General features: G+C 65.5%; 11 protein-coding genes. 6 read left to right on the top strand and 5 right to left on the bottom strand.

What is annotated here, in order from left to right; translation table 11 throughout:
- Positions 1–14: 14 nt before the first annotated feature.
- The 6 genes from otnK to BLP88_RS10330 all read left to right on the top strand — a co-directional run bounded on the left by otnK (position 15) and on the right by BLP88_RS10330 (position 6,822).
- On the top strand, positions 15–1,301 hold the full coding sequence (gene otnK / locus BLP88_RS10355; protein ID WP_074588964.1) for a 3-oxo-tetronate kinase: 1,287 nt from the start codon (positions 15–17) through the stop codon (positions 1,299–1,301).
- Entirely contained in the window at positions 1,283–1,927 is a 645-nt protein-coding gene (gene otnC / locus BLP88_RS10350; protein WP_074588963.1) for a 3-oxo-tetronate 4-phosphate decarboxylase, read from the top strand. The genes otnK and otnC overlap by 19 nt, the downstream gene beginning before the upstream one ends.
- A gap of 16 nt (positions 1,928–1,943) precedes the next feature.
- Positions 1,944–3,260, top strand: coding sequence for an MFS transporter (locus BLP88_RS10345; RefSeq protein ID WP_245679833.1), 1,317 nt, complete (start codon positions 1,944–1,946; stop codon positions 3,258–3,260).
- 931 nt (positions 3,261–4,191) lie between these two features.
- On the top strand, positions 4,192–5,310 hold the full coding sequence (ald, locus tag BLP88_RS10340) for an alanine dehydrogenase (protein ID WP_074588960.1): 1,119 nt from the start codon (positions 4,192–4,194) through the stop codon (positions 5,308–5,310).
- 114 nt (positions 5,311–5,424) lie between these two features.
- Positions 5,425–5,793, top strand: a complete 369-nt coding sequence (locus BLP88_RS10335) for a MerR family transcriptional regulator (RefSeq protein WP_074588959.1) — start codon at positions 5,425–5,427, stop codon at positions 5,791–5,793.
- A gap of 39 nt (positions 5,794–5,832) precedes the next feature.
- Complete coding sequence (locus BLP88_RS10330; protein ID WP_217635146.1) at positions 5,833–6,822, top strand: aldo/keto reductase; 990 nt, start codon at positions 5,833–5,835, stop codon at positions 6,820–6,822.
- 40 nt (positions 6,823–6,862) lie between these two features.
- Here BLP88_RS10330 and BLP88_RS10325 read toward each other — a convergent pair whose 3' ends face one another.
- From BLP88_RS10325 to BLP88_RS10305, 5 genes are all read right to left on the bottom strand, one after another.
- On the bottom strand, positions 6,863–7,927 hold the full coding sequence (locus BLP88_RS10325) for a Gfo/Idh/MocA family protein (protein ID WP_074588956.1): 1,065 nt from the start codon (positions 7,925–7,927) through the stop codon (positions 6,863–6,865).
- A gap of 105 nt (positions 7,928–8,032) precedes the next feature.
- Entirely contained in the window at positions 8,033–9,739 is a 1,707-nt protein-coding gene (locus tag BLP88_RS10320; RefSeq protein WP_074588955.1) for an ABC transporter family substrate-binding protein, read from the bottom strand.
- A 42-nt stretch (positions 9,740–9,781) separates the two neighbouring features.
- Positions 9,782–11,962, bottom strand: a complete 2,181-nt coding sequence (locus BLP88_RS10315) for a dipeptide ABC transporter ATP-binding protein (RefSeq protein ID WP_074588954.1) — start codon at positions 11,960–11,962, stop codon at positions 9,782–9,784.
- Positions 11,959–12,909, bottom strand: a complete 951-nt coding sequence (locus BLP88_RS10310; RefSeq protein WP_074588952.1) for an ABC transporter permease — start codon at positions 12,907–12,909, stop codon at positions 11,959–11,961. The genes BLP88_RS10315 and BLP88_RS10310 overlap by 4 nt, the downstream gene beginning before the upstream one ends.
- Positions 12,909–13,892, bottom strand: a complete 984-nt coding sequence (locus BLP88_RS10305; RefSeq protein ID WP_074589036.1) for an ABC transporter permease — start codon at positions 13,890–13,892, stop codon at positions 12,909–12,911. The genes BLP88_RS10310 and BLP88_RS10305 overlap by 1 nt, the downstream gene beginning before the upstream one ends.
- Between the last annotated feature and the right edge of the window lie 57 nt (positions 13,893–13,949).

Raw genomic sequence — 13,949 nt, 5'->3', positions numbered from 1 at the left:
GAAGGATTCCGGCCATGTCAAAATCACCAACAAAAGCGGTTGTCCCGTGGCTGGGAGTTATCGCCGATGACTACACGGGTGCCTCCGACGTGGCCGGCGCACTTGTGCGCGCCGGGATGCGCGTGGTCCAGACCTTCGGCATCCCTGAGCCGTCGTTGCACCTGCACGACGTCGACTGCATCGTCGTTTCCCTGAAGACACGGAGCGTGCCCGCCGCCGAGGCTGTGGAGCAGTCTCTCGCGGCTGCGCGCGCCCTCAAGTCGCGGGGAGTTCAGCAGCTCTACTTCAAATACTGCTCGACGTTCGACTCGACCCCCGAAGGCAACATCGGCCCCGTCGCAGACGCCCTGCGCAACGAGTTCGTCCCGGACGGCCATGTCACGGTGGTGGCTCCGGGTAATCCGGCTTTGCAGCGGACCGTGTACAACGGTGTGCTGTTCGCGGGCAAGGACCTCCTGCAGGAGTCTTCCATGCGGAACCACCCTCTGACCCCGATGTCCGACTCGAACGTTCCGCGGCTACTTCAGGCGCAGACCCGGACCCTCGTCGGCCACATTGGCTACAGCGCAATCGAAGCTGGTGCAGCTGCAGTCCAAGCGCAATTCGAGGCGCTGCGTGCCTCGGCTACCGGATACGCCGTCGTTGACACTCTCGATGACCGCCATCTGGCAGTGCTGGGTGCTGCACTACTCGGTCATCCCCTTGTTACGGGAGGATCAGGGCTGGTTGTCGGGCTTGCGCTGGCCCGCAAGTCCGGCGTCCAAGCAGAGTCAGAGCGGGTGATCCGGCCAACGGGTCCCGCCGCGATCGTCGCCGGCAGTTGCTCGGAGATGACGAGAGCGCAGATTGAGACGTTCCGCCAGTCACGCCCCTGCTTCCTCGTTGACCCTGTCGCCATCGCTGAAGGACAGGATGTGGTCGCCGAGGCGCTGGACTTCGCACGGCAGAACATTGTTGATGGCCCGGTCCTGATCCATTCCACCGCATCGCCGGAGGAAGTGGCGAGGGCGCAAAGGCAGCTTGGGAGGGCCCGGGCCGCCGAGATAACAGAGGAGAGCCTCTCCACGATCGCAGGAGGACTCATCGGCCTGGGGTGCCGGCAACTGATCGTCGCCGGCGGAGAAACGTCGGGCGCTGTCGTTCGGCGCCTTGGCATCACCACCGCCCGGGTCGGCAGGGAAGTCGCCCCCGGCGTGCCGTGGTTGACTACGGAAACCGGCGACGAGTTCGCCATCCTGCTCAAGTCCGGCAACTTTGGGAACCCGAGACTCTTCCTTGACGCATGGGACCACGACCGGTGACCGGCATGGACAGCCGCCATGAACTCGTGCGACTGGCCAGGTCCTTGCACCAAAGAGGCCTCACCAGGGGAACATCCGGAAACTTGAGTCTGCGCGTGGAGGGCGGGATGCTGGTCACCCCCACCAACGCCTCCCTCGGAGAACTCAGAACAGACGACCTCTCAATGGTTTCCGACGCCGGCGAACATCTGTTCGGGGCCCAGCCGTCCAAGGAAGCATTCCTGCACTTGGCGATGTACCGGGCACGGCCGCAGGACCATGCCGTCGCCCACTTGCACTCCACGTATGCGACAGCGCTTTCGTGCTTGGATGACGTGGACGACGATGACGTTCTGCCACCATTGACAGCCTATTTCGTGATGAGGGTTGGACGGCTGATCCGGTTGCCCTATTCTGCACCCGGAGACCAGGGGCTGGGCGAGACTGCCGAAAAGGCGGCAGCATCGAGCCGTGCCCTGCTGCTGGCGAACCACGGACCGATCGTATCCGCACCTTCCCTGGCGCAGGCCGTGGACGCTGTTGAGGAAGTGGAAGAGACGGCCCGCCTGTTCTTCCTCCTACAAGGCCGCCCGATTCGTCTCCTCCAAGCCGCACAGGTTGCACATCTCTGCGCAGGGCATGCTTAGGAGCAGGGCCACTCCCGTGGCACGTAAAGGTCTTGTCGGGACTGGACCCGCCCCACAGCTGCTGCTGGCCAGCCAGTTGATATTCAACATCGGCTTCTACTCCGTGGTGCCCTTTCTCGCAGGCGTCATGCGGGACGACTTTGGCATGGGAACGTTGGCGGTCGGGATCGTCCTTGGCGCGCGCACCTTTGCACAGCAGGGCTTGTTTCTTTTCGGCGGCGCGCTTGCCGACCGATGGGGAGCACGGCAGTCATTGATTGCGGGTTGCCTGGTACGGGTTGCGGGCTTTCTGCTTTTGGCGTTGGCAGCTGACTTCCCGCTATTCCTGTTCGGCGCCGTGGTGACGGGCATTGGCGGGGCGCTGTTCTCCCCTGCGATGCAAAGTCTCGTGGCCTCCGCCGCCGAGCACCGCATTGCCCGGAAAGGCACCGGACCGGAAGGCGACGAACACAGCGCCGTCTCACGGAAAAACCAGGGATCCACGCTCTTTTCCTTGCTCGTAGTCTGCAGCGAGGTAGGTACTGTTGTCGGTCCGCTTTTGGCCACACTTCTACTCAGAATGGGCTTTGATACCGGACTGCTGCTTGGGGCAGCGGTTTTTGCCGTGATGGCTGCCGTCTTCCTGTTCTTCCTGCCAAAACCAGAGCGTGCCGCCCCCAAAACAACAGGCGGCAAGACCGCCCGCGCGCCGGCGTCGGGCCTCTGGTCCTGCCTTAAGGAGAAAAGGTTCGTCAGGTTCACGGCCTTCTATAGCGTCAATCTCCTGGCGACCAACCAGCTGTATTTCGGGCTTCCGGTGGAACTGGAACGCAGCGGGGCCGGTGCAAGCGCGTTGGCTTTGGTCTTTGCCTACGCATCCATCCTGACTATTACACTTCAATGGCCTTTAGCCCGGCTCATGCGCAAAATCGGACCGGAAATCGCATTTCCTGCCGGCTTTGCCCTGCAGTCACTCGGCTTCGCTTCCATGGCAGCTCTGGCGGTCATTCCTCCGCCAAGCGGCATTCCCATATTTCCGGCACTCGTGCTCGTAACATGCCTTGCCCTGGGAAACATGTGCGTGATGCCCATGGCCATGGGACTGGTCATGGAGTTCGCAGCCGGGCGTCCCACAGGAGCCTTTTACGGATTGCTCGCAACCGCGGGAGGACTCGCCGTCGTCATCGGCAATACGGCACTGGCCCCGCTCTACGAACCCGCCTACAAGCCGTCAATCGCCGCACTGCCGCCGTGGCTCCTCCTGTCTCTCTTCGCAGCGATAGCAGCAACATTCATTGGCCGCTTCGTCCCCGATAGTGCCGGCAGAGACCGCCACCAATCGGACCCCGGCTAGCAGCCTCGTCGCCCTGTGGATCGCGGGCCGGGCCTGCTGCCGGCCACCCGCCCCAGGACCGCACGCAGCGGGCAACAGGCACTGGCTCCTGCCCTTGAAGGCACTGCAACAGAACTCATGGACCCGGATACTGCCTGGAAACTCACCGACCTGAGAGGCCGTCACTCGGGATTCCGGCTGGCCGGGCTGCCGTACGTCAGATCCCTCAGGGCTGGGCGTACACGTAGGGCGTGATGGCGGAGAAGTAGTTGTAGCCGATTACCCGTCGACTCAAGTCGTCACAGCCCGCGGATCTGTGACGGCTCCATCCGACGCCTTGCGGGCGCGCCAAGCACGGGTCCGGCAAGCCCCCGAACAATATCGACGGTCAGTCCTCGGAACCCTCCCTCCGTGATCAGGCCTGAGCGGCCGGCCACACCCGGGGCAGCGCGGCATGGCGGCTCCGCTCTCGAGCGCGAGCAGCCATTCCAGATCGGCCAGAATCGCCGAGGCCTCTTGGAGCCGGCGCCGATATACCCGGTCGCGGCAACCGGGGGAGCAGTAGACAGCATCCTTACGTTTCCGGCGGGCCATAAACCGACCGCAACACTTGCATCGCCGTCTGGGCATCAGGCCATAAGCCCCGGTATTCGCCGCTCCCACTACTCAAGAGTCCTCCCGCCAAAGAGAGTGCACAAGCACGGAGACCGCTCTTCCCGCCGCCCCTTGGGCTACATTGCTCCCGCTCCCAACTACCCAACATCAGGCGACATCTGCCGCTCAGCACCTCGACATCTGTCGAGTCGAAAATCGCAAAAACCGCGGAATCACGCGGAAGTCGCTCGCCGTCGTCGGGCGCTTTTCTGTCTGCTGGCTCACAGCGGACCTATTCTGGAATCACAGTCCCCCACCGCCCAAAGGCCGAATAAGCCTTTCGACAATGGAGCCCAAGATGATCATCGGTGTCCCCAAAGAGATCAAGAACAACGAATTCCGTGTAGCCATCACTGCGGCCGGAGTTCATGAGTTCCGCACCCACGGCCACACCGTGCTGGTGGAGCGCGGCGCGGGCCTGGGCTCGGGCATCACCGACGAGGAATACTCGATCGCCGGCGCAGAAATCGTGGCCGAAGCCGATGACGTGTGGGCCCGCGCCGACATGGTCATGAAGGTCAAGGAACCCATTGCCGCCGAATACCACCGCTTCCGCAAGGGCCTGGTCCTCTTCACCTACCTGCACCTGGCCGCCGAGCCCGAGCTGACCCAGGAGCTCATCAACTCCGGCGTCACCGCCATCGCCTACGAAACCGTGCAGGACGGCCGCGCGCTGCCGCTGCTGGCACCGATGTCCGAGGTTGCCGGCCGCCTGTCCGTGCAGGTGGGCGCCAACTCGCTCATGGCTCCGGCCGGCGGCAAGGGCGTGCTGCTGGGCGGCGTCCCGGGCGTGCGCCCGGCCAAGGTCGTGGTGCTGGGTGCGGGCGTGGCCGGCACCAACGCCGCCGCGATGGCCCTGGGCCTCGGCGCCGACGTGACCATCATGGACATCAACATCAACCGCCTGCGCGAACTGGACGCCCAGTACCAGGGCCGCCTGAAGACCGTGGCCTCCAACGCCTACGAGATCGAAAAGGCCGTGGTGGACGCCGACCTGGTGATCGGCTCCGTGCTGATCCCGGGCGCCAAGGCTCCGAAGCTGGTCTCCAACGAGCTGGTCTCCCGCATGAAGCCGGGCTCCGTGCTGGTGGACATCGCCGTGGACCAGGGCGGCTGCTTCGCCGACACCCACCCCACCACGCACCAGGAACCCACCTACAAGGTGCACAACTCCATCTTCTACTGCGTGGCCAACATGCCTGGCGCGGTGCCGAACACCTCCACGTATGCGCTGACCAACGTCACCCTGCGCTACGCGGTGGCCCTGGCCAACCTGGGCGTCAAGGCCGCGTTCGACCGCGACCCCGCCCTGGCCGCCGGCCTCAACATCGCCAACGGCCACGTGGCGCACCACTCGGTGTCCGAGGCCCACGGCCTGCCCCTCGTGGCCGACTGGCACGAACTGGTTTCCGCCTAGCCGCCACGCGGTAGCGATCACGACGGCGGGTTCCCGGCTTGCAGAAGCCGGGAACCCGCCGTCGTGGTTTCCAGGCCCAAGCCCACTTGGCGCACGAAGGTGCAGACTGGAGACATGAGCTTCACGATCGCGCAGGTGGCAGAACAGACCGGATTGAGCGCCCACACACTCCGGTACTACGAACGCGACGGGCTGCTGCCGGGTGAAGTGGGGCGGGCGTCGTCGGGCCGCCGGGCGTACAGCGAACGCGACGTGGGCGGCATCATCATGGTGGCTCGGTTGCGGGCCACGGGCATGCCCGTGGCCGAAATCCGCCGCTACGCGCAACTGGTGCGCGACGGCGACGCCTCCGTTCCGAAGCGGCTGAACCTCCTGCTGGAACACCGGGAGAAGGTGCGGGACCAGTTGCGCCAGGCCCAGGCGCACCTGGCCGCGATCGAAACGAAAATCGAGCTGTACCGAGGGTTCGTAGAGGGTTCTTGACTTAGAGCGCGCTCGAAGAGGTTGGCTGGTGCCATGATGATTTCCACGAGAACACTTGGCATTGCTTCCCCGCTCACCGTCTCCGCCCTGGGCCTCGGCTGCATGGGCATGTCCGAGTTCTACGGCACGCCGGATCCGGACGCGGGCCTCGCCACTATCCGCCGCGCCCTGGACCTGGGCGTGACGTTCCTCGACACTGCGGACATGTATGGGCCGTTCACCAATGAGGAATTGGTAGGACGCGCGATCGCCGGCCGCCGGGACGAAGTGCAGTTGGCCACGAAGTTCGGGATCATGCGCGGACAGAACGGTGAGCGCCTGGGCGTGAATGGACGGCCGGAGTACATTCAGGCCGCCTGCGATGCGTCACTGCAGCGGCTGGGCGTTGACCACATCGACCTGTACTACCAGCATCGGGTGGACCCGAACGTCCCCATCGAGGAGACGGTGGGTACGATGAAAGAGTTGGTGGCGGCAGGGAAGGTGCGGCACCTGGGTCTGTCCGAAGCGTCAGCCGAAACCATCCGCCGGGCGCACTCCGTCCACCCGATCACGGCCGTGGAAACGGAATATTCGCTGTTTACCCGCGACGTGGAGGATGAGGTGCTGCCGGCGCTGCGGGAACTGGGCATCGGGCTGGTGCCCTACTCGCCTTTGGGCCGGGGGATCCTGACGGGGACCATGACAGCGGAGTCGGTGTCCGGGACCGGCGATGCCCGGTCCACCAAGTACTTCCCGCGTTTCCAAGGCCAAGCGCTGGAGGCGAACCTGGCGCTGGCCGCGAAGGTGACGGAGCTCGCGACGGCGCGCGGCTGCACGCCCGGGCAGCTCGCGCTGGCATGGCTGCTGGCCCAGGGCGACGACATCGTGCCCATCCCCGGAACCCGGCGCGTGAAGTACCTGGAGGAGAACAGCGCCGCGGTGAGGCTGGAGCTCAGCGGGGATGAGGTGGAAGCCCTGGCCGCGGCGGTGCCGCGCGATGCCGTCGCCGGTTCCCGCTATGGCGACATGAGCTCAGTGAACGGATAGCGGCGCAGGCATGCGGGCCTGCGGGTAACGTCACGTCCGGTCACCGTGTGGAAGCGAGCTCCCGCGCCTGTTCGATCAGCTCCAGCACCGCGGCCGGGTCCTCCGGATCCACCGGCAGGGGCAGGGCGGAGGAGGCTCCGCCGTCGGCGATCTTGTCCGCGAGGATCCGGTAGAACTCCTGGTAGGCGCCGCGTTCGGTGGGGACCGGGGTTTGGACGCCGTCGCGCTCGAGGATGCCGTAATGTTCCTGGGCATCCAGACCGTAGGCCGGGTCCGTGGGCAGGCCGCCGGCCAGGATGAAAGGTTCCTGCGGGTCGACGCCGTATTTCACGAAGCCGCCGTCGCTGCCCAGGATCCGGAAACGCGGGCCGTGCAGGCGGCTGCTCAGGTTCAGGGCATGGTGGCTGATGACCCCGGACTCATGCCGGAGGACCAGGAAGACGTCGTCGTCGGCGCGTTCCTGCGGCCGCCGCGCGGTGATTTCCGCGTGGCTGACCGTCGCCGGTCCGAGCAGCTGCACGGCCAGGTCCAGCACGTGGGTGCCGAGGTCGAACAGGACGCCGCCGCCGTCGTCCACGCCCGCGCCGGCCTTCCACGCCTTGCTGATCTCCGGCGCCCAGCGCTCCATGGAGCTTTCGAACCGCAGCACCCGGCCCAGCACGCCGGCGTCGAGCAGCTTCTTCACGGTGAGCGCGTCCCCATCCCAGCGGCGGTTCTGGTACACGGTGAGCACCCTGCCGAGCCGCCCCGCCAGTTCGATCAGTTCCCGCGCCTGCGCGCTGTGCACGGCGAACGGTTTGTCCACGACGACGTCGAGCCCGGCTTCCAGCGCGGCTTTCGCGAGCGGGTAATGGCTGGCCGGCGGCGTGCCGAGGACTATCAGGTCCAGCTCGCCGGCGAGCGCGAGGATGTCCTCGGGGCGGTCCACGAGCTTCACACCTGGATAGCGCTCGGTTGCCGCCTTGCGGCGGCCGGCGTCGGAAGTGGCGATCACGTCCAGCGAGTACGCCGGGTCCGCCGCGAGGAACGGGGCGTGGAAGACGCTGCCGGAGAGGCCGTAACCGGCGACGGCGGCGCGGATGGTGGTGCTGGGAGCTGGCGTCATGCTGCCAAGGCTACTCGGGGGCTGGCCGGTAGGGGAGGAAACAGAAAAAGGCCGGTGCCCGCGGGATCTTCCGCGGGCACCGGCCCCTTCAGTCAGCGGTGGGTGTTACTTCTTTTCCCAGCCGATGGTGGTCCAGTCCGGAACGTTGGACAGGCTCTTGAACAGGGACGGGCCGTAGTTAGCCAGGCCCTTGCGGACGAACTGGATCTCCGGTCCGTTCATCACGACGCCCATGGAGTAGTACTTCGCCATGTGCTTCTTCTCGACCTCCATGGCGGCCTTGTTGCGCTCGGCGTTGTCCTCGATGCTGGACAGCTTGGCGATCTCGGCGTCCAGCTCGGCATCGCCCAGGCCGTTCTCGTTGGTCTTGGAGTCGTAGTACTGCTTCACGGCATCGGTGGCGTCGGAGCCCACCGTGTAGCCGGAGATGGTCATGTCGAACTCACGGGAGCCGATGATCTTGCCGAATTCGGCGTCGCCCTTCTGGTCGATTCCCACGTCCATGCCGGCGGCCTGGAGCTGCTTCTGCAGGGTCTGGGTGGTGGCCAGCGAGGTGGGGTCGTCACCGAAGTTGGTGATCTTGAAGGCCACCGGCTTGCCGTCCTTCTCCATTATGCCCGTGCTGTTCGGCGCGTAGCCGGCCTCGGTGAGGATCTTGCTGGCAGCTTCCGGACCGCTTTCCTTCACCGGGTAGTTGTCCTGGTAGTTCTTGGAGAACGGCATCAGCATCATCGATCCCGAGCTCTCCTCTTCCCAGTTCAGGCCGTTAAAGCGCACCTTGCGGATGGCTTCGCGGTCGACGGCTGCGAACACCGCCTTGCGGACGGCGACGTCGGTGAGGGAGGCCCGCTTGGCGTTCAGGTTCAGGCCGCCGGCGAAGAGCCGCTGGCCTCGGCGGATGTCGGTGTCCTTGGTACCTTCGAGCTGCTTGTAGCGGGTGAGGGTGCGGCCGCCCGTAGCATCGATTTCGCCGTTCTTAAAGGCCGCGATGGTGGCGCTGGGCTCCATCTGGCGGAAAACCACCTTGGAGAGGACCGGCTTGGCGCCCCACCACTTGTCGTTCGGGACCATGGTGACGGTCTTCGCGGCGGCGTCGTAGGCGTCCACCTTGAAGGGGCCGGCCATCCATTCGGGGTGCATGTTGCCGCTGAAGCCGGTGTTGAAGATCTCCGGGGTGTTCACCTTCGGGTGGATCAGGCCGGTGAACAGGGCGTCCAGCGGGTAGACGGGCTGGGTGGTAGTGACAATGACTTCCTTGTCATTGGCGCCGGCCTTGACCGAGTCCACGAATTCGTAGGCGCCGGAGGACACGATGTCGATGTCCTTGTTCTTGCCCTGGAGCATCTTCCAGGTGTTTTCGAAGGTTTTGACGTCGATCGGAGTGCCGTCGTTGAAGGCGGCTTTCTCGTTGACCTTGATAGTGACGGTCTGCTTGCCGTTCTTGATCTCGCTCTTGACGTCCTCGCAGAAGTCCTTGTTCGGCGTCGCGGTTCCGTCGTAGTCGAAGTTCCAGCAGCCCCAGGTGCCGGCGCCGTCGATCGGGCGGTGCAGGGCGGTGTTGTCCGAGCTGTTGCCGACGTTGGAGAAGCCGTTGAAGTCGGGGCCGATGTTGCCCAGGGCCAGGGTCAGCGTGCCGCCCTGTTCGAGATCCTTGGGGTCCTTCTCGTTGATGCTGATGAGCTTGCTGATGTCGCCGCCGGCCGACTGCGCCTTTTGGGCTTCCGGGCCGGACGACGGCGTACCGCCGCCGCATGCGGTCAGCATCAGCGCCGAGGCGATCGCCACGCCGCTGATGGTCAGGTACTTCTTCATAGTGTTCCCTTCAGTACTTGCTTGTTTGCAGAGGATGAAGCTTCAGGCGTGGACCACGAGCATGTCGGCGTCGATTTCGCCGTCCGGGAAGAAGCAGGCGAACTGCTGCGCTTCCTCCGAAACGAGCGGCGGTTCCAGCGTCAGGCACTTGTCCTTCTTCGCCTGCGGGAGGGCGGCGAAGACGGGGCAGCGGGTGGCAAAGTTGCAGCCCTGCGGGGCGTCCAGCGGGCTGGGCAGGTCCCCCTGCAGGATGATCCGTTCGCGGGTCCGCTCCAGTTCCGGGTCCGGGACCGGAATGGCGGAGAGCAGCGCCCGGGTGTACGGGTGGCGCGGGTTGTCGAAGACCTGGTCCACGTCGCCCATTTCCACGATCCTGCCCAGGTACATCACGGCCACGCGGTTGGAGATGTGCCGGACCACGGAGAGGTCGTGCGCCACCATGAGGTAGCTGAGGCCAAGTTCCGCGCGGAGCTGGTCCAGCAGGTTGATGACGCCGGCCTGCACGGAGACGTCCAAGGCGGACACCGGCTCGTCCAGGACCACCAGCTTGGGGTTCACCGCGAGCGCGCGGGCAATGCCGATGCGCTGGCGCTGGCCGCCGGAGAACTGGTTGGGGAAGCGGTTCACATGGTCAGGCTGCAGGCCCACCAGCTTCATCAGTTCCATGATGCGCTTGCGGATGGCGTCCTTGGGGTAGCCCAGGTTTTCCAGCGGCTCGGCCAGGACTTCGTAGACCGTGAAGCGCGGGTCCAGGGCGCCCGTGGGGTCCTGGAAGACCATCTGCATTTCCTTGCGCATGGCCTGCTTGGTCTTCCCGTCCGTGGCGGCCTTGTTGCTGACGCCGCCGATCACCACTTCGCCCACCTGGTCCGGGTGAAACTCCATGATTTCCAGCAGCGTGGTGGTCTTGCCGCAGCCGGATTCGCCCACGATGGAGAGGCATTCGCCCTCGCGGATGTCGAAGCTGAGCCCGTCCACTGCCTTGACCGTGCCGATGCGCCGCTTGAAAAGGGAACCCTTCAACAACGGGAAGTGCTTCTTCACGTCCTTGAGCTCAAGGACCGTTGCGCGCTCGTCCCGGGGGACGCCGTCGAACTTTGACACCGGAACCGGCGGCGCGTGGAAGATGCGGTGCGCGTCCACGTCCACCAGCGCACCGCTCTTGATGCAGGCGGCCCGGTGGGCGCCACCGCCCGCGGTGACGCCGTCGACGACGGGCAGCAGCGCGGGCTCAGCGGTGCGGCATTCGTCCGTCACCAGCGGGCAGCGGTCGGCGAAGGTGCAGCCGGTCACCGGCTTGATCAGGTTGGGCGGGGTGCCCTCGATCGGCACCAGCGAGCTTTTCTGGGAGGTGTCCACGCGGGGCACGGCGCCCAGCAGGCCCAGGGTGTACGGCATGCGCGGCCGGTAGTAGATGTCCTCCACGGTGCCGGTTTCCACCGGCTTGCCGGCGTACATGACCATGATGTCGTCCGCCATGCCCGCCACCACGCCGAGGTCGTGGGTGATCATCACGACGGCGGCCCCGGTCTCCTCCTGGGCGGCGTGCAGCACCTCCAGGACCTGGGCCTGGATGGTGACGTCCAGCGCCGTCGTGGGCTCGTCCGCGATAAGCACCCGCGGATCGTTGGCGATCGCGATGGCGATCATCACGCGCTGGCGCATGCCGCCGGAGAACTCGTGCGGGAAGGACTTCAGGCGGGCCTGCGGGCTGGGGATGCCCACCATGGCCAGGAGTTCGACGGCGCGGGCCTCTTTCGCGCGGCTGCTCATGCCCGGGTTGTGGACGGTGAGTGCCTCGATGATCTGGTGGCCCACGGTGTAGACCGGAGTGAGGGAAGACAGCGGGTCCTGGAAGACCATGGCGATGTCGCTGCCGCGGTGCTTGCACATGGCCTTGTCGCCCAGGCCCAGCAGTTCCTGGCCCTTGAAACGCACGGAGCCGCTGATGTCTGCGGTTTCCGGCAGCAGGCCCATGATCGCCATGGAGGTGACGGATTTGCCGGAGCCGGACTCGCCCACGATGCCCAGGGTCTTGCCGGCCATGAGGTCGAAATCGACGCTGCGGACCGCATGGACCACGCCGTTCTCGGAGTTGAAGCGCACGTTCAGGTCGCGGACGCTTAGGACCGCGTCGCCGGGGCCGTACAGGCCGGCGTCGCGGAGTCGTTCAACAGCCTGGCGCGCGACGGCGGACGGCTGGGTGGTGATGTCGCTGCTCATTTGCTCTTCTTCTTCGTTTTCGCGCGGCCGATCGAGGTGGAAGTGGGGTCGAACGCGTCCCGGAGGCCGTCGTTCATCATGGCCAGCGAGCCGGTCAGCAGGAACATGACAGTCAGGGGAACCCAGAACATCCAGGGGAAGGAGGACACCTGCCACGTGGCGCCACCGATCAGGACGCCGAGGCTGACGTCCGGCAGCTTGATGCCGATGCCGATGTAGGAGAACGCCACTTCGGCGAGGATGGCGCCGGTGATGCCACGGGTGAAGTCCAGCACCAGCAGTGAGCCGATGTTCGGGACGAGGTGGCGGCGCACGATCCGCATGGACGGCACGCCCATGTACTTGGCGGCCTTCACGTAGTCCCGCTGCATGAGGGACATGGCCAGCGAGCGGACCAGGCGTGCGGTTCCCATCCAGCTGAAGAACAGCAGGACCGCGATCAGCAGCAGCCAGCTGGGCAGTTCCTTCAGGCTCTGCCCGCCGCCGCTCGTGGCCACCGCGACCACCAGGATGGCGGGCATCATGATGAGCGCTTCGAGGATGAAGAGCATCACCGAGTCCACCTTGCCGCCGAAGAAGGCCATGCTGCAGCCGTAGACCGCGGAGATCAGCACGGACAGGCCGCCCACGATCAGGCCGATGAAGATGGAGACCCGGGTGCCTTCGACCACCAGGGCCAGCAGGTCGATGCCGGCCTGTGAAGTGCCCAGCAAGTGCTCGGGCGAGGGGCCCATGCCGATGTTGAGGGGGTCGATGGTTTCCTTGTCCCATGTGGTGAGGAAACCTCCGAACAGGGAGAAGGCGAACAGCCCCAGGAAGATTGCCAGGCCGGTGACGGCGGTCTTGTTCCGCATGAAGCGGCGGAAGATGATGCGGCCCTTGCCGATAACGACGTCGGCCGCCCTCGCCTCGTCCACCTCGGCAACAGTGTCAATCAGGTTTGTCATTACTGGACCCTCACTCGCGGATCGACCAGGGTGGTGGCGAAGTCGGCCAGGATGGCGCCGATGGCGAAGATCACCGAGCCGTAGGCCAGCATGGCGGTGGCCACGTTGACGTCCTGCTTGCCGATCGCGTCGATGCTCCACAGGCCCACGCCGGGCCAGGCGAAGATGGCCTCGGCGAAGAAGCCGCCGGTGAAGATCGCCGGGATGGTGAAGGCGATGCTCTGGGCCACCGGGATGAAGGAGACCCGCAGGGCGTGCCGCGTGATGGCCTGGTTCCGGGTGAGTCCCTTGGCGCGGGCGGTCCGGACGAAGTCGGCGTTGACGTTGTCCAGCAGGTACTGCCGCTGCGCGATCTGGTAGCCGGCCCAGCCGAACACAGTCATCGCGAAGGTGGGCACGGCGTAGTGGGCCACCAGGTCAACGAATGCTGGCCACCCGGGCTCGATTCCCGGCGTCGAAATGCCCGTGACGAAGAAGAGCCGCTCCCCCACGGCGTCGTTGATGCCGATGGCACCCAGCTGCACCAGGAAGTAGGCGATGGGGGCGGGCAGGATGTGCACCAGGTAGCTGTACGAGGTGATCGCGCGGTCCTGGAACTTGTACTGCCTTGCCGCCGAGTACACCCCCAGCGCCACGCCGATGATGAGCGTGAGGATGATCGAGGCGATGAAGAGCCGGGTGGAAATCATCACGCGGTCCGCAAATTCGGCGTTGACGTAGGCGCCGTTGGGGCTGCGGCCCCAGTCCCAGCGGGTGAGGATGCCGCCGAGCCACTGGATGTAGCGTTCCCAGGGATTCAGGTTGGGGTCGAGGCCCAGGAGGCGGAAAGAGTTGGCCACCTGCTCGGGGCTGGGCCGCGGGATCTTTTCCTGTTCCAGCAGCGCCGGTTTGAGCGAGCTCACGGCCAGGAAATACCCGGCCGAGGTGGTCAGGAAGATCATCACCAGGTAGGTGAGGGCACGTTTGCCCAGATAGCGGAGCACTTGCATTCCTTCCTTCATTGCCCGCCGCGTGCGGGGTGGTGCACGCGGCGGGAGAAA

Origin of the sequence: Arthrobacter cupressi (assembly GCF_900099975.1) — a bacterium.
GTDB classification, from domain to species: Bacteria; Actinomycetota; Actinomycetes; order Actinomycetales; family Micrococcaceae; genus Arthrobacter; species Arthrobacter cupressi.
Note: the sequence above shows the minus strand (reverse complement) of the source record. Positions and strands in the feature narration are given on the sequence as shown.